This is a genomic window from Acinetobacter tandoii, from assembly GCF_008867985.1.
Lineage (GTDB): Bacteria > Pseudomonadota > Gammaproteobacteria > Pseudomonadales > Moraxellaceae > Acinetobacter > Acinetobacter tandoii.
This window is the reverse complement of sequence record NZ_VXLD01000007.1, coordinates 131967-154759: the sequence shown is the minus strand read 5'-3', so window position 1 is coordinate 154759 and position 22793 is coordinate 131967. Positions and strand designations below refer to the sequence as shown.

Genomic DNA, 22793 nt, shown 5'->3' with positions numbered 1-22793 from the left:
CGTTTAACAAATCATAACTATTTAAGATATTTCCCCTCCCTTTTTTAAAGGGAGGTCGGGAGGGATTTTATGCCAACATTTATTTCAAATGATGCAACCATCAATTACGCAACTTTTGGTGATGCCACCAATCCTGCTTTGGTATTTTCCAATTCTTTGGGGACCAATTATGGCATGTGGCAACAGCAGTTTAATGCTTTAAAAGAGCAGTTCTTTGTGGTGTGTTATGACACGCGTGGTCATGGTACTTCATCTACCCCGCAAGGTCCTTATAGCCTGCAACAATTGGGTGAAGATGTGATTCATTTGCTGGATCATTTAAAGATTTCAAAAGCTGCATTTTGTGGGATTTCTATGGGGGGCTTAACCGGTCAATGGTTGGCTATTCATTATCCTGAGCGTTTTAGCCATGTGGTGGTATGTAATACGGCGGCTAAAATTGGTCAGGAGCAGGCTTGGTTGGATCGGGCGGCTTTGGTCAGATCTCAAGGTTTACAATCTATCGCGGACAGCGCAGCTTCGCGATGGTTTACAGTTCCCTTTATCCAAAGCAACGCGGCAACGGTTGCAACGCTTTCAAACGACTTAGGTGCTGGCAGCCCTGAAGGTTATGCAAGTTGTTGTGAAGCTTTGGCTAAAGCGGATGTTCGGGAACAATTAAAGACGATTACGATGCCTGTGTTGATTGTTGCAGGACAGCAAGATCCTGTGACAACGGTGGCGGATGCTGAGTTTATGCTGAGTCAGATTCCAAACAGTCAGTTGGTCGAAATTGATGCATCGCATATTTCTAATGTGGAACAGCCAACGGCGTTTAATGAAGCTTTAAAACAGTTTCTTGTATAAGAATACCGTCCTCAAAGGCCTCACATTGTTGAGGCTTTTCTTTGTCTAAAATGTTTGTTTAAATACCGTCCACTAACTTCATGACCCCTAGAATTTGTAAAAATGAAAAAATATTTTTTCAACTGTATTCTTATGCTTTCAAGTATGTCTGCTTTTGCAAATTCACAATTCGAAACCTACACCATCATTTATGGGGGTGGCGTAGATGATCTCGGACTTGGTTTAAAAGATCAGCAAGGAAAAGAATATCACGCCTATTGTAGCCAGCAATGTGGTGATTGGTTTGAGTTTGATCAAGACTCACTGGGTGAGAAACTCAAAAACCAATTCAAAGGTCGCCAAGCTGTAGTTGATTTGTCTTATGAAATTAATGCCGGACGCATTGTCGGGCCTGGTGATGAGGATGAACTTTATTTTATAAAGAGCATCAAACTCATCGATTCAAATCAAAGAAAGCCTTGGTTAAACTTTTTTGATCTCAAACAAAATTAAATGCCCTTCTAGGTAATATTTTTAATAATTCATCTGCTTAGGCTATTTTACCATCAATTACACCCATTCCTTTTAACAGTTGTAATTCATGTTCCGCTTTAAATTGAGACAATACAAACATGGTATGTTCTCCCAATTGTGGCGGTGCATGATGATATTCAACAGGTGTTTCAGACAATTTTATAGGCGAACCAATCATCTGGAACTCTGGATTAAGTGGATGTTGTATATTCACCACCATTTCCCGATGTTGAATTTGGGGTTCTTGCAGAGCTTCGGCAACAGAATTAATAAGCCCAACAGGGACTTTAAATGCATGAATTGCACTCACCCACGACTCTGCATTTTGCTGTACAAAATGAGCAGATAATAATTCAATAAGTACTTCACGGTGGCGTACTCGATCCTGATTTCGATTAAAACGCCCATCTTCCAATAGCGAGGTATAATCAATCGCAATACAGAAATCTTTAAACTGCTTATCGTTACCACAAGCGACAATAAATTCTTTGTCTTTCGCGCTAAAAGTCTGATAAGGCACAATATTCGGATGACTATTTCCCATACGCTTTGGAGATACACCCGTAGTGAGATAATTCATACCTTGATTGGCTAAACCTGCCACCTGAACATCCAGTAATGACAAATCAATATGTTGCCCTCGTCCAATCTGATGACGAGCCAATAGTGCAGCCTGAATGGCAATCGTGGCATATAAGCCTGTTTGAATATCGACCACAGCGACACCCACTTTTTGTGCGCCACACCCTGAATCTTCCTCTTCACCCGTAATACTCATCAGTCCAGACATACCCTGAATGATAAAGTCATAGCCTGGTTCAGCCGCACGTGGTCCTGTTTGTCCAAAACCTGTGATCGAGCAATAAACCAGATTCGGATTAATATCACTTAAAGTTTCATAATCCAGACTATATTTCTGTAATGAACCCGCTTTATAGTTTTCGATCACGACATCTGCCGTTTTGACCATTTCATGCAGAATAGCCTGTCCCTCTGAGCGTGTAATATCAATCGCGACTGAATATTTATTTCTATTGGCCGACTGGTAATAACCTGACTCACGAGTCTGTTCACCGTGAGCATCAAGCATCCACGGCGGCCCCCACATGCGAGTATCATCACCACATTGTGGACGCTCAATTTTAATGACTTCGGCACCGAGATCTGCCAAAATTTGCCCACACCATGGGCCCGCCAATACTCGGCTAAGATCCAAAACCCGAATTCCCTTTAACGCACCCATTATTTGCTCCTCAATATTGCATCTTCGTTTTACTTTTGATTTTCAAAGATGCATTTGCCCTCAAGATGCTCTTTCGAGCACCCTGATTTTGATCAAAATGATTTTTTTAAATTAGAATGCAGCAATACCCGTCTGCGCACGACCAAGAATTAGTGCATGTACGTCATGGGTGCCTTCATAGGTGTTCACCACTTCTAAATTGACCAAATGTCGTGCGACACCAAACTCATCACTAATCCCATTTCCCCCCATCATGTCACGGGCTAAACGGGCAATATCTAAAGCTTTACCACAGTTGTTACGTTTGATTAGAGAGGTTCCTTCAACCGATGCAATCCCTTCATCTTTCATACGTCCAAAACGCAAAGCAACTTGTAACCCTAAAGCAATTTCAGTTTGCATATCAGCAAGTTTTTTCTGAATAAGTTGGTTTGCTGCTAAAGGGCGACCAAACTGTTTACGATCCATTGTATATTGATGCGCAGTATGCCAACAGAATTCTGCTGCACCCATCGCGCCCCAAGCGATACCATAGCGTGCGCTATTTAGGCAGGTAAATGGACCTTTCAAACCACGAATTTCAGGAAATGCATTTTCTTCTGGAACAAAAACGTTATCCATCACAATTTCACCTGTGATTGATGCACGTAAACCCACTTTGCCATGAATCGCAGGTGCCGAAAGCCCTTCCCAGCCTTTTTCTAAAATAAAGCCACGAATGTTACCCACATGTCCTTCTTCAGATACTTCTTTTGCCCACACCACAAATACATCTGCAATTGGGCTATTGGTAATCCACATTTTCGCACCAGATAAGCGATAACCACCTGCTACTTTTTTAGCACGTGTAATCATGCTTTCTGGGTCTGAACCGTGGTCTGGCTCAGTTAAACCGAAGCAACCAATGTACTCACCTGATGCGAGTTTTGGTAAATATTGTTGTTTTTGCTGCTCTGTACCAAATTCGTGAATTGGCACCATCACCAAAGAACTTTGTACACTCGCCATCGAGCGGTAGCCTGAATCTACACGTTCAATTTCACGTGCAATTAAGCCATAACTCACATAATTTAAACCTGCACCGCCATATTGTTCAGAAATCGTTGGCCCCAATAAGCCCAGTTCTCCCATTTCACGGAAAATACCAGCATCAGTTCGTTCATAACGGAACTGCTCCAATACACGTGGCATTAATTGTTCCTGACAATAGGCATATGCCGTATCACGAATCATGCGCTCTTCTTCTGTGAGTTGCTGCTCAATTAAAAATGGATCTTTCCAATCAAATTGTACACGTGCCGCTTTTGTATTCACCATTTGGTTCATTACGCATCCTCTGCTAGGTCTTGTTATCTATAATGATGCTATGCCTGCACCCAAAATAATTCAAACGATTAATTCGCATGCAGATATGCTTTAAACGCATATCTTGTTTATTTTTTTCACATTAAAAAAACAATAAGTTGGTAAAAATGACATTTCTAAAGTATGTTCTTATGATTCAATCCAGATGCTTTATGCACTTTTGAAATATCCTAATGACTGAATGACAAGGCTAATGAGAAGAAAAATTCCCTCTATGCAGAGCTTACTCTGCTTTGAATCGGCTGCTAAACATGCCAGTTACACGCATGCAGCTTTAGAACTGTCCATGACCCAAAGTGCAGTATCACGTCAAATTCAGCAATTGGAAGAATTTTTAGATATTCAATTATTTACACGAACACGACATGGTATGGAACTGACCATTGCGGGTACACAATATTATGCGGCGATAAAACCTTATTTACTCGGTTTAGAAAAATCCACACAAGAAGTCATGGCACATAAAGGTTTCGGGGGGACACTAAAACTCGGGGTTGTGCCGACCTTTGCTACTCGTTGGTTATTACCAAAACTGCACGTTTTTAATATGCGTTATCCTGAAATTACCATTCATTTGGAGACTAGCACAAAGCCTTTTCTTTTTCATGAGCACATGTTCGATGCTGCAATCTATGCAGGTACCGAACAACAAATCGAACACTGGCCCGGAACCAGTGCTCACTTTTTAATGCATGAAGATGTCATTGCGGTGTGTTCTCCTGCGCTTATTTTGAAACATTTCCCAAACGCTGAAAAACTCACCCCATATAGCTATCATTTAAACCCAGAACAAATTACGCAACTTCCCTTATTACAGCAAACCACACGACCTACTATTTGGCAAGAATGGTTTCAAGCACATCGAATCGACCATTCCAAAGCCGATGAAGGACAACGACATGAGCTGTTTTCCATGCTTGCTGTAGCAGCATCGCACTCGATGGGCATTGCTTTAATTCCGCAAATGCTGATTGAACAAGAACTAAAAAATCAAACCTTGGTGATTGCTAGTAGTAGTCCATTACCGAGTAATCGTGCATATTATTTGGTGCATTCTAGTCAAGCGCCATCAACTATTTTGAGCAAGTTTGTCGACTGGATTCAACATGAAGTAAAGACAATTTCAAACTTCACTTCAGTTGATACTCAAGTCCAAGAATAAGTAAACAATGAGGAAATCATGCAAAACTTAGTGATATTTTCAGGTGCAGGTATGAGTGCCGAAAGTGGCATTCAAACCTTTCGTGATCACGATGGACTCTGGGAAAATTACAACATTGAAGAGGTTGCCACACCTGAAGCTTGGGCCAGAAATCCACAATTGGTTCAAGATTTTTATAACCAACGACGTAAACATATTTTACACGCTCAGCCGAATCGTGCTCATCAACTGATTGCCCAATTACAGCAGTACTATCATCTCAATGTCATTACACAAAATATTGATGATCTGCATGAACGTGCAGGTAATGACAATGTATTGCATTTACATGGAAATATTCGCTTCGCCAAGAGTTCTGGCCCCCATGCCGAATATGCAACTGAGTTTTACCCTATAGAAGGCTGGGAACTTAATTTAGAAACAGATCGTTGCCCTTTAGGCTACCCACTGCGACCGCAAGTGGTCTGGTTTGGCGAAGCGGTACCTGCTTATGACGAGGCACAAAAAATTGTACAACACGCAGATATTTTTATTGTGATCGGTTCAAGTTTAGAGGTATATCCTGTTGCAGGATTAATCCATGAAATTCCACAACACTGTAAAGCATATTATATTGACCCTAAAGCGCATCAACAAACCATGCCTCCGCAGTATCAGCTTATTGCACAAACCGCAACCGAAGGCATGCAACAATTATTCAAGCTATTGATCACTTAAACCTAACACTCAGATTAAACTATTCTCCATTATCTAATCCGAGTTCAAGTTTTTATACACCAGATTCTAAGCACCATATTGCTTTTTAAGGTAGTTGACGATTTTTGCCGATTCAAACATCTTTACTTGTGTATTTGGGTCAACTAAATATGGCACTTGAATATCACGTCCCATCAACAGCATTACCTTTTCACGTTTACCCTCTTTAATTGGGATATACTTTCCTGGCTTTAAACGTAATACAGCAGGTCCCATATCTTGCCAGCGCTCTTTTGCCACATTATGAAATATAAATGGCAGCTCTAATTCCGTTAACACACCTCGAACGACACGGGTAAATGGGCTCGCCTCAAATCCCCATAATTCAAGCAACTGCTGCGGTGCTTCACGGTTGACAATACGTTGATCCACCCAAACACCACGCGCGCCATTGATAATAGTTCCAGCAAGTGCCATAACAGGAATTTTGGGATAATGCGCAAATTTTTTCGGTGTTTTCCCTGTTCGCCCATAATGTTCAAATAGATGATGAATAATGTCTTGCGACTCATACATCTGCGTTGAAGTATTTTCATCGATGAAGAAAGGAAATTGTTTTTTTCCACCTAATTGCTTTACGATTTGACGATATTTTGTTCCACCTTTTGGACATGGATAAACTTCATAATCCAAATTTAACAAAGTTAAAACTTCACGCACGCGGCGACAAAATGGAGAACCTTCAAATTCATAGAGTTTCAATGATTTCTCTGGTTGCTTTGGAAATGCTGTACCAGAGACTCCTCGACCGCCTTCCACAAATGATGAAGCCAAAGCTTGAATGACTTTTATTTGATGATTCACCATATTTTGTCCTTATTTTTAATGGTCTTATAGTTCGACCAATGGTTCTTTAGCCACCACAATGCCATTATTATCGGCATAAATGTAATCGCCAGATTGAATACTTACCCCACCAAAATAGAGCGGAATATCCGTTTCGCCTATGCCTTTACGATTACTTTTTTGTGGAATTGCAGCCAATGCATGTACACCCAAATCTAATTCTGCAATGGCATCCACATCACGAACACATCCATAAATAATCACGCCATTCCAATGATTTTTAACTGCTGACTCAGCAATCAGATCCCCCATCAAGGCACAGCGCATTGAAGCTCCCCCATCTACAACGAGCACCTTACCAGCACCTTCAGTCGCTAAAAGCTCTTTGACTCGCGAGTTATCTTCAAAACATTTGACCGTCACCACCTGACCGCCAAAACTTTTGCGCGCCCCATAGCTTTTAAAAAATTTACCGTCAATCGATGGAGTAACCACCTGAAGTTCTTTTTCAGGGTTATCGTCTAATAAATCACAAGTTACAAAAGGAACTGTTGTCACATCATTCTCCATTTATTTGGCTTTTTGTATGCGTAAATTATCATAAATTTCAAACTTTTCAGTTTGATATTGAGCAGCCACGACCATAGTATGAGCCACTTGTTCCGCAGTCACTGGCTTATATTTAAAAGAATCTGGGACCAAATGCGACATCTTTTGATATAAACGCTGAGTAGCGCCTTCTAGCAACCGTTGTTCTGACCGCTCCCCTAGCAATAAAGAAGGTTGTAGTATTGAAGTCTTCGCTAAACCCAATTCACGAATATGCTGTTCTAACTCACCTTTAACGCGATTATAAAAAATTGGTGATTTCGAATTGGCGCCAAGTGCACTCACCAACAAGTAATGTGTTTCTAATCCTTCAAATAAATCTGCAAAATGTGCATTTATTTCATAATCAATATTATAAAACTGCGCTTTTGAGCCTGCTTTTTTTAAAGTTGACCCCAAACAACTAAATGCATGAGTATGACCATGCACATCCTCATCATTTAGTAACAAAAAATCTTCCAGTACAAATTGACGGACTTTTTCCAACTGACTTAACTCAACATCGTAATGTCGCACCACTGCCGTAATTTGTTCACAACTGCTTAATTCATTTAATTGTTTTATTAAGGCCCGACCTACAAGACCTGTTGCACCAATCACAATTGCATTTTGAATCGAATTTATCATTTTTTGACCGTTCTCCATGTTTTATGAGTAATCTAACGTTTTCTTTAACATTTTTCTGCATCTAAAATGTTGTCAAAGCATGTCAAGACTTGACTTCGTAGTCGTGTTTAATCAAAATATGGCACTTGTTTACGGGCTGGTGATAGTTCTGCTGATGTTGGTTTTCAGTATGAATTTCAGCCCGCCCAGACCAATCTAATTCAAGGAGTGCACGAGTGGCAAACTCTGCTCAAGCAAAAAAACGTGCTCGTCAAAACGTTAAAGCACGTAAACACAACGCAAGCTTGCGTTCTATGGTTCGTACCTACATCAAACGCACAGTAGCTGCTATCGCTGCTGGTGACCATGCAGTTGCTACAGAAGCTTACAAAAAAGCTGTTCCTGTAATTGACCGTATGGCTGATAAAGGTATCATCCATAAAAATAAAGCAGCTCGTCATAAGAGCCGCTTAAATGCACAAGTTAAAGCGTTAGCTAACTAATTTGTTGTATTAAAAAAAGCCCATCTGGGCTTTTTTTACATCTATAGCTTTATAATTCAACCTATAAATTTTAACAAGATATCAAATACACTCCCCCACATCAGTGAAGGAGTGCAAACTTTAATTTACCAGTACAGCTAAGTTTTTAGGCTTTAAATACGATAAAATTAAATTATTATTCGGAGTCAACATACTCCACTTCTGATTCGCGCCATTTGTACAAGAATAACGGATTAAATCAGCACGATTATCAACCAAATATCCACGATTCAAATCAAAACACTGATTGCCTTGACGAATAGACTGAGTATCTGCTGCCATGATCCAGACTTGGCTGCTTAATTGCGTTGAGCACGTAGTAAGTGTAATTTTTCCACCACTTCCATTACTGGTTAAACATTGATCCACAGCCCATTTACTATGAATACGCCCCAAACCATCTAAAATCCATTTCTCCGAGTCATCACCCGTACACCCCGTTGGACCACTAATATAAGGATTATATTGCCCCGAAGTTGTTTTCTCCACTTTCAAGCAATTGGTTCTATTCAGCAAAGTACTTTGTTGATTCAGTAAAGAGTCCGTTTCTAAACCTAACTGCTGAATAAATGAAGCCAAAGCAGATTTAGCTGCTACATTATTTGCAGCTAAATCCTGTGCATACACATTCATCCAACGGTTTAAACGATAAATTTTTTGCTGTTGGTCAGAATATTGTGCAAGTACTTGCTGAGCAGTGGCAGATAGCCCTTCTTGGTTGGTTCGATAAGAATCGTACAGTAATTTAGTTTGGGCAGATAAAGCTACGATTGGTTTACCATTTTGAGCCTGTAATTCTTGTTCTAAATTTGGTAATTCAATTTTACGTAAAGCATCATAGCCATTTTCACGACCAATTTTCACCGCAGGCTTCATCGCTTCAGCATAGGTCGGAATATCAATACTAGAAAGCAATTTTTCAGCCTGATTGGCTTTTTTACAATACAAATCGACGTGCTGGGGCTGATCAGAAATCGCCAGATTGACGTGTAATTTATTTGCAGAACTATTCGTCGAATCCATGCGATTCGGCGCCAACCCAACAGTCTTATTACCACTTACCGAACGAATATTGAGCCAGCATGCTGCTTGAGTTACTGCCGTATTTGCTTCAGGCAAATCAAACACATTACCCCAGTTACTTCGTGCCGCTGGATACAATAAACCCACCTGATTTTCAGGGTCATATCCACCTAAAATTGTATATACAGGAACACCGAATAAACGAGGTTTCAGAAAATTACCATCTGTTCGGTTATACCAAACTTTTGATGAGCTAGGAACACGGGGTTGCACAACTTCCATTTTACGGGTTGTTGCATTCCACTTTGTATAGCCTGTACTCGAATTTGCATCCCACATATAGCGGTTGAAATGTGGTTGTATCTTGGTTGATGTACTATATCCCGTATAGTGAGTATAACGTGAAATTGAGCTAGCCGTTGCACCACCCGCCATCGCATCCCAACTATATGGATAAAGCTTTAAGAAATTAGGAACACCATTACTACCATCACCTAAAGTGGTCGATTTCCAATTAAGATTACCGCGCATTTTATTACGGAAAGAAATATACCCCCATCCACTGTCTGCATGGTGTGCGGACCAGAAGTAATTGGTTGGCTGATCTTTTGTCTCAACAGCGCCAGGATAATGTCCCAAACCATAATGATGTCCAATTTCATGGCTAAACTCATTACCAATCGAATCAATTAGCGTCAACATACCATTACCGCCACTCAAACCGTGGTTTTGAATACCATTGGTATATTGACCACGTGCATGATGCACAATCACACTTTCAGTGAGTTGAGGTTGTTCCTGACTTGCCATTGAAGCACTCGTCACGCCCCAGTTAGCCAAATTAATACCAACACTAAAAGTCGATTTCGCAACATTTTCGCGCATATCACCAGAATATACACCACCCTCTACCGCGCTACTAATGTCATAAATGGTTCCATTCGCGACCATGACTCGATTTAGCTTCATGTCATCATATTTTGCGACAATCATTTCTGAGGCAGGAATGGTTTGAAAATAATCCGTGCCCGCCTTTTCAGGTTCAAGCAACATATAATGCCCTGTAGAAACAGGTGGATCTGTAAGCAGACCTAAACGGATATTATTCAATACCAATACACCGGGTGCAGCAAAGTCAATTTGAGTTTCCAGCAACTCTCCCACACGACCTGACCCATCAACAAATTTGAGTTTCAGGCCAGGTTTTACTTCATTCCAATTTAACTTAGCTGACCAAGCTCGCTTACTGTAAAGTACCTGTGGTCGTTGATCTTGATTACTCTGATCTGAAAGTGGTATTTGTGATGGATCATCCAGCTTAACTTTTCGTACAAATAAACCATCCTGATATATTTCAAGCTCTAAGCTCTGTATATCACCCATTGCACCAGTAGGGGTAAGCAACAATAATGCCTCACGTTCAGAGGTAAGTCGGGGCATTTTTTTAGCTTCATTACCACTCGGATCAACTACATGCGCTTGCGCAAATTGAACCATACCCTGAAATGAACCTGTCAAATTAGAACGAATTACTCGCGTTGCAGAAGTTGCATCATAATCATAAAAACCCAACGTCTCCTCATCCAATACATCTTTTGTTGGCTCAGGATATACAGGCTCACTCGGTGCAGTATCAACAGATGAATCTGGATTTTTAGAGCCTCCTCCAGCGGCGTCTCCTCCTCCACCGCCACATGCTGACAATAATATAGAGGCAATACACACACTCAGAACATGCGAATGGTAATTCATCACATTTTTCACAAAAATCCCCAATTGTTATAAATTCTAAAAACCAAATGTAAATTAAATCATTTAAAAACATGATTTTATTTTAAATAATATATTATACTTTTATAAAATACAAAAAATGAGAGTAATGAAAGACATATCTGATCTAGCAGATATTTTAAAATTTAGGTTAATTTGGTTCTTTTAATGATGCTGATTGAACTGTCGAATATTCAACTCATGTAATTCACCACGCCAAATCCATTTTAGTTTTGAATCTAAAAATTCATCTCCCTCAAACCAAACAAATAAGCCTTCCATCATTTGTGGCCAGTCTTCTTGAGTAATTACATTTCGACCTGAAATTACCGCAATAATTGCAGAAATAATGGTATCGTGACTTACTGCCAGACTAAGCCCATTATGCTGCTGTGGATGCGTGTTATAAATTAATTCAAGCACATCCACCACACCTCGTATCGGGTGTTTCATTCCTGGTAAAGCATTATTTACAAAGCTATTAATAAAGCCTAAAGCTCCCTGTTCACGAAAATAGGGACCTGCCTGTTTAATATCAAGCACAAAACTGCCTGGCTCAACTAAGAGCCCTTGTTGCACTATTTCGATATGATGCGTATTGCTTTGCAGACTAATTGAATCTGCACCTTGAATCATTAAAGCAGCCGTATCCACACAACGTTGAATAGGACTCGATATACAATGTTGAATAATTCGACCTGTTTGAGCAATTAAATGTCCGCCCCATGCTAGCGCCAAATCACGCCCTTGCGGTGTTAGCTGCAAATCATAACCAGCCAAGCCTTGCCCACTCACCATTTCGCGAATGGAATGCCGTGTAAATAATGTGACTGGAGTATGTGTATCTGGCAATAAATCGATTGCTTTTAGCATACTATGTGGGAGTCGTTCTAATGCCATAAGACCATCATTCTTCCGTCGAGCTTACACTATAACATTTTAATTTTTTTGCTCAATGCTTACTCTGCATTGCCGAAAGTGCTTGTAATGCGAGTTCTTTCATCTCTGCATTCCGATACGCAATAAAACCACCATTCAATAGAGTCTCTCGTTGGTTATAGACAAATGGTCGCCCTTTAAAATCAACCAATCCACCACCAATTCGCTCAATTAAACATTGTCCCGCACTAGTATCCCATTCGCTGGTTGGATGGAACCGTGGGTAAATATCCACCTTATGTTCCAAGATCATACAAAACTTATAGGCACTACCTGCTTTAAATACATCATAGGCAGCCAGATCTTTCAGTACATCTAAATATGCCGTGTATTCAGACTTATGCTGTGTACTTTGACTTAAACCTATATGCACAGGTGTAGTTATTGCCTGTTCCAATTCATATACAGACCACCGCTGACTGTTGAGATTTAACTTCAATGGCATCCCTTGCCTAGGGCAAAAGTACATCACCTGCTCAGCAGGAATTGCCAATACTGCAAAAACCGTATGCACACCTTCAACCAGACTTAAATTGATCGTGAACTCAGGACGTTTATGCAAAAACTCTTTAGTACCATCTAAGGGATCGAGCAACCAAAACTGATGCCATTGCTGGCGTTGATCATACTCACCTTCTTCTGATAGCAAAGGGATATCTGAATATTGCTGTGCCAAAGCTTCTGTAATATATTGATTCACTCTGAAATCGGCCTGAGTGACAGGTGAATCATCATGCTTTTGGGTGATATCAAACTGCTCACCAGCACAATAGCGTTGATATTCTTCTCGCAAAATTTCGCACGCTTGTGTCACAATGGGCACAAGCTGCAAGATCATTGCGTCTTGCGGTGCTGTTGTTGTGTTAAACATAGATCACCTTATATATGTCGAACTTTTCTCAAAAACCTCCAGTCATTTTTGACATGGATGGAACCTTACTTGATCTTGCTTATGATGACCTGATTTGGAATCAGCTTGTGCCCATTCAGTATGCTGAAGTGCATCAATGTTCGATCGAACAAAGTAAAGAAGTCCTATTCCAATTCTATCAAGAACATAGCCACACTTTAAACTGGTATTCTTCACATTTTTGGTCGACTAAAGTCGGCTTTGATGTGCTTGCATTACAAAAAAAGCAGCAACATAAAGTAAGCCGCCGTGAAGGCTGTATTGAATTATTAGAATATCTAAAGGCCAATCATTATCCATGTTGGTTAGCCACTAATGCAGACTGTGCCAGTCTAGAGTTTAAACTTAAGCAAACAGGTATTGAGCAATATTTCGATGTGATTGTGAGCAGTGAAACTCTAGGGCACGCCAAAGAATTTACTGCATTCTGGGAAAAGTTACACCAATTGCATCCTTTTGATGCGCAGCAAACTTATTTTATTGATGACACTGAAAAAGTTTTATTGGGTGCACAAAAATTTGGACTACAGCATTTGATTACGATCCAACAGCCCTCATCTACAGGGTTAGTACGTGAGAATTCCAATTTCCCAATGATTGATAGACTCACAGACCTAATCCCTTTACTTGAACAAGCTGAGGAACAAAAGCAATATGCCTAAAGCAGAGCAAAATCTTCCTGTCGAAACTGTACGTATCGACAAATGGCTATGGGCTGCACGTTTTTTTAAAACTCGAAGCATTGCTAAGTCTGCAATTGAAGGCGGCAAAGTCCATTTCGATGGAGAACGCGTCAAAGTTTCTAAAGAAGTCCGTGTAGGCATGGAACTTACCATCCAACAAGGTTTCGAGAAAAAAACTGTGATTATTAAAGCTATTTCTAATATGCGTGGCCCTGCTCCTATTGCTCAGCAATTATATGAAGAAACTGAAGTCAGTTTAGCAAAAAGAGAATTGCTTGCATCGCAAAGAAAATTGCATAATCTTGCTCGACCTGATCATCGACCTTCGAAAAAGGATCGTCGACAAATCAGTAGATTTAAACAAGAAAATGATCAGCAATTTGACCAGCATTGGTCATATAATGATGATTAAATTAGTCGCGTCATGTTGTGTCGCACAAGATACAATAGGCATAGAATAACAGAAATAATTCTGTCACTATACTGAAGTGGAAAACGTTTGTAATGTAAGACATCCACTTTAGGTTAAAAGTAAAGTGACAAAGTTTTGAGGTTGTAAGATGGATGAGAATAAAAGTAAGGCACTCAATGCTGCCCTAAGCCAAATTGAAAAACAGTTTGGTAAAAATACAGTTATGCGCCTTGGTGACAATACAGTACAAGCTGTTGAAGCCGTTTCAACAGGTTCATTGACACTCGATATTGCACTAGGTATTGGTGGCTTACCAAAGGGTCGTATTGTTGAAATTTACGGTCCAGAATCTTCAGGTAAAACCACCATGACATTACAAGCGATTGCGCAATGTCAAAAGGCTGGTGGTACGTGTGCTTTCATCGATGCTGAACATGCACTTGATCCACAATATGCTCGCAAGCTTGGTGTTGATATTGACAACCTCTTAGTTTCTCAACCAGACCATGGTGAGCAAGCACTCGAAATTGCAGACATGCTAGTACGTTCTGGCGCAATTGACTTAATCGTAGTCGACTCTGTTGCAGCACTTACACCACGCGCTGAAATCGAAGGTGAAATGGGTGATTCACACATGGGGCTACAAGCGCGCTTAATGAGCCAAGCCTTACGTAAAATTACAGGTAATGCCAAACGTTCGAACTGTATGGTGATCTTCATTAACCAAATTCGTATGAAAATTGGTGTGATGTTTGGTAGTCCTGAAACGACAACTGGTGGTAACGCATTAAAATTCTATGCTTCTGTTCGCCTTGACATTCGCCGTGTTGGTCAAGTTAAAGAAGGTGACGAAATTATAGGTTCAGAAACTAAAGTTAAAGTAGTTAAAAATAAAATGGCGCCTCCATTTAAAGAAGCTCTTTTCCAGATTCTTTATGGTAAGGGCGTTAACCAACTAGGTGAATTGGTTGATCTTGCTGTTCAACAAGACATCATTCAAAAAGCAGGTGCTTGGTATTCTTATCAAGGGAACAAAATTGGTCAAGGTAAAAACAATGTCATTCGTCACCTTGAAGAAAATCCACAATTGGCGCAAGAAGTGGAACGCATTATCCGTGACCAATTATTAACAACGGGTGGTGTTGTAGAAGACAAAGAAGAAGAGGATGAATCTGACCTCTTGCTCGATGCTTAAAGCATCTGCCTCTTAGAAATATACCTGTTACACTTAAACGCCCTTCGGGGCGTTTTTCAATCTAGATTATAAAATTATGAGCCAATCTAAATTTCCCAAATTACTTGACTATCAGAGCCTAAAACAAGAGTTTGGAACTTCTGAGCCTGAGCAGTCATCACTACCCGATACAACGGATTACAGTGATGCCAGCATAGAAGCAGTATCTTCCCCAAATATAGGGCTGACAGGCTCACGCTTACGTTCTTACGCCTTTGCTGTACTCACTCGTAAAGAGTTTTCCAAAGCCGAACTGATTGAAAAGCTTGCAGCCTACGCAGCAAGTCGTGAGGAAGTCATAAATCTTGTAAATGAATTGTCCGAGCAGAACTATCAAAGTGATCAGCGCGTAGCTGACATTGTGCTATCAAGCCAAAAAAGAAAAGGCAAAGGGCCGCAACGTATTAAATTAGCGTTGAAAAATAAGAAAATTAATAGTGAACTGATTCAAGAAGAGCTAAAGGCAATCGACTGGGTTGAACAAGCTTATCAACTCAAAATCAAAAAATTTGGCAATACTGTCGAAAAAGATCCAAAACTCAAAGCAAAACAGATACGTTTTCTACAATATAGAGGATTTGATATGGACGTGATTATGAAAGCAATTAACAAAAAAGAAGATGAAGAATAATTATAATAAAATGCTATAAAATTAAATGGTGGCAACCCTACCAGCAAAGCTTCGGCACATCACAATTCTACTACCGTTGCTACCTTCCGGTCCTGGCGGGGTTCGCAGAGTGCAATTGCGAAGTAACCGGCAGGGCTACCATTGCAAGAACAGAGTATAGAGATTTTTACTCAAGTTGCAAGCCTTTAATCTAAATTAATATAGCTAAGCCATTCATTTGATTATTTAAAATACAAAAATACTAATTTATGACATTTTTCTTCGACATGCAGGATAAGTTTACCTTAAACATACGACAAGACTGTAAACACTTATTGCTTTTCTCTACTTGAACATTTTAAATGTGTTCAAGATGAAATGAATAAAGCCACACAAACTCAAGGCTTTAAGCAAGTAATACAAAATGGATATGTTTTTATGATGCAATATAAGCATGCAATTTATGCACTTACCTTACTCAGCACCAGTTCTATTTTTGCCAACGTCCCAATTGAAACTCGCGGTTTAAGTCAAAACGATTCTGGTTCTAACTATGGCTCAACTTCAACCAATACCCCTGTTGCAGAGGCCAGTGTACCAACCAACATCAATTGGCAACTGATGCAGAAAAATCAGCAACTTGAAAATGATATTAGAAGTCTGCGTGGGCGTATTGAAGAACAAGAAAATACGATTGAGCAACTTAAAAATGATCTAAACAACCGCTATACCGACCTAGATCAACGTTTAGAATTATTACAGCAAAAGGTTGATCCTGACAGTGCCACCCAAACGGAGGATAATCAACAAGATACTTCTCCCAGCTCCAACAGCACCACCACCTCAACCACCGCTCCAGCAGTAAATAATGTAAGTAATCCCGCACCCGTAGCAACTAACTCAACTAAAGCTACAAACATAGATACAACAACTACAGCAAACACTCAACAACAAACTACAGATTTGGAAAAAGCCGCTTACACCGTCGCTCTAGATGCATATAAACAAGGTGGTGCGAAAAAAGCGATTGCTCCAATGCAAAACTTCATCAAAAACCATCCTAATAGTGTTTATATTAGTAATGCTTACTTCTGGTTAGCAGAATTTAACTTAGCCATAGAACCTACTAACTATACCGAAGCCAAGCGAAATTATAATATTGTAGTCAACCAATACTCACAATCTTCCAAAGCTTCACGAGCACTTTATCAACTGTATAGCATAGCCAAAGATGTTGACCGTAATACAGCTTTGGCAACTCAATACAAAGCAAAGCTCTTAAAACAATATCCAAAAAGCGAAGAAGCAGGCTATTTCAAAAAATAAAAAAAAAAGACACCTTAAGGTGTCTTTTTTTTTACAATCAATTAACGCACAATACCGCGTTCAGACTGTTCCAGAGAATCAATTAACAATTGAGCTTCAGCCACCGTAGGCAAAATCTCCTGACGGATACGCTCAATAGCTTCAACTGTCGTTAAACCTTCTTTATAAATAAGTTTAAACGCTGTACGCAAGCCTTGAATAACCTCTTTAGACCAACCTTTGCGGCGCATACCTTCCACATTCATTGCAAAAGCATGTGCAGGATTACCAGAAGCCATTACATAAGCAGGCACGTCTTTCAGAATTAAAGATGCACCGCCGATCATGCTAAATGAAGCAAGTTTACAGAACTGATGGATACCTGAGTTTCCACCAACAATAACGTAATCACCAATATGAACGTGACCCGCTACCCCTACATTATTAGCAAAAATATTATGATCACCTACCATGCAATCGTGTGCAATATGGGTATTTACCATCAATAAGTTATGACTACCAATTTTGGTCAAGCTTTGGTCTTGCACAGTACCACGATGTAAACTGCAATGTTCACGAATTGAGTTGTGATCACCAATTTCCAACCAGGTTTCTTCACCTTGATATTTTAGGTCTTGACATACTTCGCCAATACTCGCGAACTGGAAAATTTCATTATTTTTACCAATACGCGTGTAACCTCCAACCACAACGTGTGAATGAAGTTTTGTACCAGCTCCAATTGTGACCTGTGGACCAATAATACAATAGGGCCCAATTTGCACATCCGGAGCAATTACTGCTGATGAGTCAATAATAGCGGTTGGATGAATGAATTCGTTATTGCTCATGCCTGCTCTATACTTTCTGATGATAAACCATAATTTCCGCGGTTGTCGCAACTACGCCGTCAACAGTGGCAATACAATTATATTTGTAAATACCACGTTTTTGCATAATCAGCTCAGATTTTAATACAAGTTGGTCACCCGCAACCACTTGTTTTTTAAATCTTACCTTCTCTGCACCTGCAAAAAGGAACAAAGAACCTTCACTTGGTTTCTCATTGTTCATAATAAAGCCCAAAATACCTGAAACTTGAGCCAAGGCTTCAACAATTAATACACCAGGCATAATTGGGTAATTCGGGAAATGTCCTTGCAAGAACTCTTCATTAATTGAAACGTTTTTATAACCCACAATCCCATTATCAGTTACATCAACAATGCGATCAACCAATAAGAATGGATAACGGTGTGGTAAATATTCACGAATTTGCTGAATATGCATTGGCAATTCTGGTTTCGTAAATGATAGTAAAGTCGACTCAGTCATCATATTTCTATTTACGCAATTTAAAAGTTGATTCAAGGGACTCAATTTGAGTCTGCATATGATCAAGTCGTTTGACTAATTGGGTCAATGGCACATCTGCTAATTGTCGAAGCCTTACAACTGTACGCTTCCATTGCGGTGTTTCAAATAATCCCGTACCACCAGAATAACTTCCCGCTTCGTAAATATTATTTGTGACCATTGACATTCCTGTAATTGTCACATTATCAGCAATTGAAATGTGTCCAACTACCCCACAACCACCTGCAAGGATACAGTTTTTGCCAATTGTTGTACTACCAGCAATTCCACTCTTTGCGGCAATTGCAGTATTTTCACCAATTTTAACGTTATGTGCGATTTGCACAAGGTTATCAATCTTAACACCATGTTCCAAAATGGTATCATCCAAAGCACCGCGATCGACACTACAATTTGAACCAATTCGAACATCATTTCCAATTTGAACGGAACCTAATTGAGCAATACGATGCCATTTACCTTGATAAGGTGCAAAACCAAAACCCTCTCCACCAATCACTGTATTGGCATGGATACGCACACGATCACCAATTTTACATGCGCCTGTTAATGTCACATGCGAATCAATAAATCCATCTTTACCAATTTCTACATCATCATCAATGCGTACATGCGGTTGAATTACAGTGTTATCACCAACCACGCAATGTGCACCAATCACAACGTAATGACCAATATAAGCCGAATCTGAAATAATTGCTGAAGGATGAATCTGTGCAGTACTTTCTATACCAACATCATGATGCTTTTTCTCAAACACATGAGTGAGAATTGCAAAAGCAAGATATGGATTGGGAACAAGAATAAAGTTTTGATGGCTATGCAATTTTTCTTGTAAAGCCTGAGTGACAATAAGAGCACCCGCTTTTGATGCAAGCGCCTTATCTAAATACTTTTCATCTGTCACAAAGGAAATATTTTGTGCAGATGCTGCATCGAGGCTCGCCAAACCTTGAATAACAAGATTGGATTGACCTATACACTCGCCTTGAACAAGACGAGCAAGGTCTTCTAAACTTTTTTTGTTAAGATTCATTGATTACTTAATTGCATTAACCTTTTGAATCATTTTATCAGTTAAATCGTACTTAGCGTCATAGGCAAGTGCAGAGTTTTTGTTCAACACTACATCTAAATTACCTTCTTTACGCAGTTGCTCAGCAACTTGCTTAATACGAGAATCCAATGTCTTGTTCATTACTTGCAAAGACGCTTGAACTTTACCTTGCAGACCTTGTTGAATACCATTTAGCTCATTTAGCTTAGTTTGGTATTCCGCACTCATTTTCTGCATTTCAGCCTCAGAAAGCTTACTTGTCTGAGCCTTTTGTTTCATTGCCTCAAGCTCTTTACCTAACTGCTCTAAACGAGTGGTTTGCGGCTTAATTGACTGTTGAAGCGTTGCATTCTGTGCTTTGAGATAAGTACTATTTTCTACTACCTGCTCTAGGTCTACCACCCCATAGCCTGCAGCATGGACCATCGAACTGAGTGAAATGCTAGTAAAAGCCAATGCCTTGATTATTTTACGCATTTATTAAGCCTTATTGTATATTGTCTTTGGTTTTAGAAAGATCGTACTTAGAAAGTACGACCGATTTCAAATTGAAGCTCTTTAGTTTCATCGCCTTGCTTGTCATTTAGCGGGAAAGCATAACTTAATGATAATGGACCAATCATGGTAATCCATGTAAAGCCTACACCCACACTATAACGCATATTATCTAAGTCAAAACCATAGTTATCTTCACACGTTTTTCTGTCAGCAGGGCCCGAGCCTGTTGAAGGAAAAATATCACATTGAGTATCAAATACTTGCGCACCCTCAGCAAACAATACTGGACGAACCTGACGCGTCCAATCCCCTTTAAACGGTAAAGGTAACGCCAACTCAGTACCAAATTGAACTAGAGCATTACCACCCACTTCTTCAGGGGACGGATCAGACTTACCTGTTTCACTATAGTAAACACCATCATACTTTGGACCTAAAGTACTATTGTCATAACCACGTACCGACCCATAACCACCTGCATAGAAGTTTTTATAGAAAGGCAAGTCATTACCATAACCTAATTTACCATAGCCACGCAGAACAAAATCCTTACCTAGAGGTAAAAATGCCTGCGCATCGTAGGTAATTTTTTGGTATTCCACATCACTTCCTGGCAACGCAACTTCAACATTGACACGGTGCGACTGACCCGTTGTAGGGAATACTGGACGGTTCAGTGTGTTGTATGACCAACCCAAGGTTAGATTGTAAGTAAGAAAGTCTCCCTGAAACTCATCATCAAAATCAACCAAATCCTTATCACAGTCATAGCTTGTTATTGTTGTTGGCTTTGAAGTATCACCATACACAGGTGTCAAGGTCCCTGTACAAACATCCTCAGCACGATGTTTCGCCTTTCCACCATTTGCAAGCAAATAATCACGCACATAGGTAGAAACATACTGACCAGTTGTTACATCAGTTTGATCAATATTCAAACCTGCACTAATACTTTGATTTTCATCAATTGGATAACCAAAATTGATACCCCCACCAAAACTATCCGTCACATAGTTGTTAACGTTATAGTCACTATTTAATTTGGTTTTACGGTAGTACATGTTGTAGCCACGACGCACACCATCAATGGTGAAGTATGGGTCGGTTACACTGAGATTGTAGTAGTCTTGGGTTTCTGAACGAGACAAATCGATTGCAACGCTGTTGCCTGTCCCCATAAAGTTGGTTTGGCTTAATCCAGCCTGGAATGTAACACCACCACTTTGTGAATAACCCACTGCCAAGGTACTCGTACCCGAATGCTGCTCTTCAACACTCACATTCAAATCGACCTGATCAGGCATACTTGGAATACGCGTCGGTTTAATATCAACCGTTTTAAAATAGCCAGTACGCTCTAAACGCACTTTAGACAAATCAATTTTTTCGTTACTTGCTAAAGCACCTTCCATTTGACGCATTTCACGACGTAATACCTCATCAGAAGTTTTGGTATTACCTGTGAAATTAATACGACGTACAGTCACTTGCTGACCTGGATTGATATAGTAATTTAGATCGACTTGTCGTGTTTCATTATTAATTTGCGGAACAACATTCACTTCCGCATAGTAATAACCTGCATTACCGTATTTACGTAACAACAATTGCTTTACAGCATTTACTTTTTCTTGTGAATAAGTCGAGCCATCCTTATAAATCTGCATCGCCTTCAATTCTTCAGGCTTATATAATGCATCTCCTAAGAATTTAGATTCACCAAACTTAAATTGCTGACCTTCATTGACAGAAACCTCAATAAAAATTCGCTTTTTGTCTTCACTTAAGTTCAAGCTAGAATTAGTAATATCAAAGTTGATATAACCTGCATTTAAATATAAAGCACGTAATGCCTCTAAGCTTGCAGCCATTTTTTCACGTGCATAACGGTCATTACGTGAAACAATTGAACTCCAACTGCTTTCTTTTACAGCAAAAGCTTGTTGAATATCACTATCGCTGAAAACGGTGTTTCCAATAACATTAATATCGACAACTTTAGCAGCCTTACCCTCATTAAACTCGAGCAATAAATCTACACGGTTGTTGGGTTTTGCTGTAGTTGTCACTTTTACATCAGCATCATAACGACCTTGCTGAACATATTGTTGCTCTAGTTCAGACTCAACTGTTTGAAGTGTTGATTTCTTTAACACCTCTCCTTCAGCCAAGCCCATTTTTTTCAAGCCTTCTTCCAAAGCTTCTTTGGGAATAAGTTTATTGCCTTTCAGCTCAACTTTAGATATAAGCGGACGCTCAATCACTTTAAATACAAGCGTATCGCCTTCTTTCGATGCCTTAATGTCATCAAACATGCCTGAAGCATACAATGCACGAATTGAATTCGAAATAGCCTGATCATCAACACGATCACCACTATGTACTGGCAACATGGTATACACATTGGCAGGAGTTAAACGAACGAGTCCATCAATTTTTATATCACGAACAATAAATTCATCCGCTGCATATACTTGTTGTACTGCTGCCATAGCACTAACCAGTGCCAAAGGCATAAATAAATGTGTGTGCTGCATGCCAGTCTTT

The 22793-nt window shown here is 39.8% G+C and carries 23 protein-coding genes and 1 other RNA gene; 10 read left to right on the top strand and 14 right to left on the bottom strand.

Annotated elements, in window-relative coordinates; translation table 11 throughout:
• Positions 1–69: 69 nt before the first annotated feature.
• Together pcaD and F4W09_RS12020 are read left to right on the top strand one after the other, a co-directional pair.
• Positions 70–846: a 3-oxoadipate enol-lactonase gene (pcaD, locus tag F4W09_RS12025; protein WP_151504934.1), complete on the top strand. Its 777-nt coding sequence runs from the start codon at positions 70–72 to the stop codon at positions 844–846.
• A gap of 144 nt (positions 847–990) precedes the next feature.
• Positions 991–1338 (top strand): hypothetical protein, encoded by a 348-nt coding sequence (locus F4W09_RS12020; protein ID WP_051195120.1) that lies wholly within the window; start codon positions 991–993, stop codon positions 1336–1338.
• A 37-nt stretch (positions 1339–1375) separates the two neighbouring features.
• Here the strand turns inward: F4W09_RS12020 and F4W09_RS12015 are convergent, their stop codons facing one another.
• Positions 1376–2602 carry a CaiB/BaiF CoA transferase family protein gene (locus tag F4W09_RS12015; protein ID WP_151504933.1) on the bottom strand — a complete coding sequence of 409 codons (1227 nt, stop codon included), beginning with the start codon at positions 2600–2602 and terminating at the stop codon, positions 1376–1378.
• 111 nt (positions 2603–2713) lie between these two features.
• Positions 2714–3928, bottom strand: a complete 1215-nt coding sequence (locus F4W09_RS12010; RefSeq protein ID WP_151504932.1) for an acyl-CoA dehydrogenase — start codon at positions 3926–3928, stop codon at positions 2714–2716.
• A gap of 232 nt (positions 3929–4160) precedes the next feature.
• Between F4W09_RS12010 and F4W09_RS12005 the strand changes: the two genes are divergently transcribed.
• Together F4W09_RS12005 and F4W09_RS12000 are read left to right on the top strand one after the other, a co-directional pair.
• Positions 4161–5129, top strand: coding sequence for a LysR substrate-binding domain-containing protein (locus F4W09_RS12005; RefSeq protein WP_151504931.1), 969 nt, complete (start codon positions 4161–4163; stop codon positions 5127–5129).
• A gap of 18 nt (positions 5130–5147) precedes the next feature.
• Positions 5148–5846, top strand: coding sequence for an SIR2 family NAD-dependent protein deacylase (locus F4W09_RS12000; RefSeq protein WP_151504930.1), 699 nt, complete (start codon positions 5148–5150; stop codon positions 5844–5846).
• A gap of 66 nt (positions 5847–5912) precedes the next feature.
• Here F4W09_RS12000 and F4W09_RS11995 read toward each other — a convergent pair whose 3' ends face one another.
• The 3 genes from F4W09_RS11995 to F4W09_RS11985 are packed head-to-tail and all read right to left on the bottom strand — an operon-like array spanning position 5913 to position 7907.
• On the bottom strand, positions 5913–6692 hold the full coding sequence (locus F4W09_RS11995; RefSeq protein WP_151504929.1) for a glutathione S-transferase N-terminal domain-containing protein: 780 nt from the start codon (positions 6690–6692) through the stop codon (positions 5913–5915).
• A 24-nt stretch (positions 6693–6716) separates the two neighbouring features.
• Positions 6717–7229, bottom strand: a complete 513-nt coding sequence (gene rraA / locus F4W09_RS11990) for a ribonuclease E activity regulator RraA (RefSeq protein WP_016167737.1) — start codon at positions 7227–7229, stop codon at positions 6717–6719.
• A gap of 12 nt (positions 7230–7241) precedes the next feature.
• On the bottom strand, positions 7242–7907 hold the full coding sequence (locus tag F4W09_RS11985) for a Rossmann-fold NAD(P)-binding domain-containing protein (RefSeq protein WP_151504928.1): 666 nt from the start codon (positions 7905–7907) through the stop codon (positions 7242–7244).
• Between the two features lie 215 nt (positions 7908–8122).
• On the opposite strand from F4W09_RS11985, the gene rpsT reads away from it, so the two are divergent.
• Entirely contained in the window at positions 8123–8389 is a 267-nt protein-coding gene (rpsT, locus tag F4W09_RS11980; protein WP_016167735.1) for a 30S ribosomal protein S20, read from the top strand.
• 120 nt (positions 8390–8509) lie between these two features.
• Here the strand turns inward: rpsT and F4W09_RS11975 are convergent, their stop codons facing one another.
• From F4W09_RS11975 to F4W09_RS11965, 3 genes are all read right to left on the bottom strand, one after another.
• Complete coding sequence (locus tag F4W09_RS11975) at positions 8510–11203, bottom strand: M66 family metalloprotease (protein ID WP_171492432.1); 2694 nt, start codon at positions 11201–11203, stop codon at positions 8510–8512.
• A gap of 183 nt (positions 11204–11386) precedes the next feature.
• Positions 11387–12121, bottom strand: a complete 735-nt coding sequence (locus tag F4W09_RS11970) for a phosphoglycerate mutase family protein (RefSeq protein WP_016167733.1) — start codon at positions 12119–12121, stop codon at positions 11387–11389.
• A 52-nt stretch (positions 12122–12173) separates the two neighbouring features.
• On the bottom strand, positions 12174–13031 hold the full coding sequence (locus F4W09_RS11965) for a 3'(2'),5'-bisphosphate nucleotidase CysQ family protein (RefSeq protein ID WP_044740006.1): 858 nt from the start codon (positions 13029–13031) through the stop codon (positions 12174–12176).
• A gap of 14 nt (positions 13032–13045) precedes the next feature.
• Here F4W09_RS11965 and F4W09_RS11960 point away from each other — a divergent pair, with 14 nt between their 5' ends.
• From F4W09_RS11960 to F4W09_RS11945, 4 genes are all read left to right on the top strand, one after another.
• On the top strand, positions 13046–13732 hold the full coding sequence (locus F4W09_RS11960) for an HAD-IA family hydrolase (RefSeq protein WP_044740007.1): 687 nt from the start codon (positions 13046–13048) through the stop codon (positions 13730–13732).
• Complete coding sequence (locus F4W09_RS11955) at positions 13725–14165, top strand: RNA-binding S4 domain-containing protein (RefSeq protein ID WP_016167730.1); 441 nt, start codon at positions 13725–13727, stop codon at positions 14163–14165. Before F4W09_RS11960 ends, F4W09_RS11955 begins: the two co-directional genes overlap by 8 nt.
• A gap of 148 nt (positions 14166–14313) precedes the next feature.
• Entirely contained in the window at positions 14314–15360 is a 1047-nt protein-coding gene (recA, locus tag F4W09_RS11950) for a recombinase RecA (protein WP_016167729.1), read from the top strand.
• Positions 15361–15436: 76 nt separating this feature from the next.
• The gene (locus F4W09_RS11945) at positions 15437–16030 is read left to right on the top strand and encodes a regulatory protein RecX (RefSeq protein WP_151504926.1); all 594 of its coding nucleotides are present in this window, start codon (positions 15437–15439) and stop codon (positions 16028–16030) included.
• Between the two features lie 35 nt (positions 16031–16065).
• On the opposite strand, the gene ffs is transcribed toward F4W09_RS11945, so the two are convergent.
• An RNA gene (gene ffs / locus F4W09_RS11940) (signal recognition particle sRNA small type) lies at positions 16066–16162 on the bottom strand.
• Positions 16163–16447: 285 nt separating this feature from the next.
• Between ffs and F4W09_RS11935 the strand changes: the two genes are divergently transcribed.
• Entirely contained in the window at positions 16448–17335 is an 888-nt protein-coding gene (locus F4W09_RS11935; protein ID WP_151504925.1) for a YbgF trimerization domain-containing protein, read from the top strand.
• 41 nt (positions 17336–17376) lie between these two features.
• On the opposite strand, the gene lpxA is transcribed toward F4W09_RS11935, so the two are convergent.
• The 5 genes from lpxA to bamA are packed head-to-tail and all read right to left on the bottom strand — an operon-like array spanning position 17377 to position 22783.
• The gene (gene lpxA, locus F4W09_RS11930; protein WP_016167726.1) at positions 17377–18165 is read right to left on the bottom strand and encodes an acyl-ACP--UDP-N-acetylglucosamine O-acyltransferase; all 789 of its coding nucleotides are present in this window, start codon (positions 18163–18165) and stop codon (positions 17377–17379) included.
• A gap of 7 nt (positions 18166–18172) precedes the next feature.
• Positions 18173–18649 carry a 3-hydroxyacyl-ACP dehydratase FabZ gene (gene fabZ, locus F4W09_RS11925; RefSeq protein ID WP_104442206.1) on the bottom strand — a complete coding sequence of 159 codons (477 nt, stop codon included), beginning with the start codon at positions 18647–18649 and terminating at the stop codon, positions 18173–18175.
• A 7-nt stretch (positions 18650–18656) separates the two neighbouring features.
• On the bottom strand, positions 18657–19727 hold the full coding sequence (lpxD, locus tag F4W09_RS11920) for a UDP-3-O-(3-hydroxymyristoyl)glucosamine N-acyltransferase (protein ID WP_151504924.1): 1071 nt from the start codon (positions 19725–19727) through the stop codon (positions 18657–18659).
• Positions 19728–19730: 3 nt separating this feature from the next.
• Positions 19731–20225: an OmpH/Skp family outer membrane protein gene (locus F4W09_RS11915; protein ID WP_151504923.1), complete on the bottom strand. Its 495-nt coding sequence runs from the start codon at positions 20223–20225 to the stop codon at positions 19731–19733.
• Between the two features lie 47 nt (positions 20226–20272).
• Positions 20273–22783 (bottom strand): outer membrane protein assembly factor BamA, encoded by a 2511-nt coding sequence (gene bamA / locus F4W09_RS11910; RefSeq protein ID WP_151504922.1) that lies wholly within the window; start codon positions 22781–22783, stop codon positions 20273–20275.
• Positions 22784–22793 lie beyond the last annotated feature (10 nt).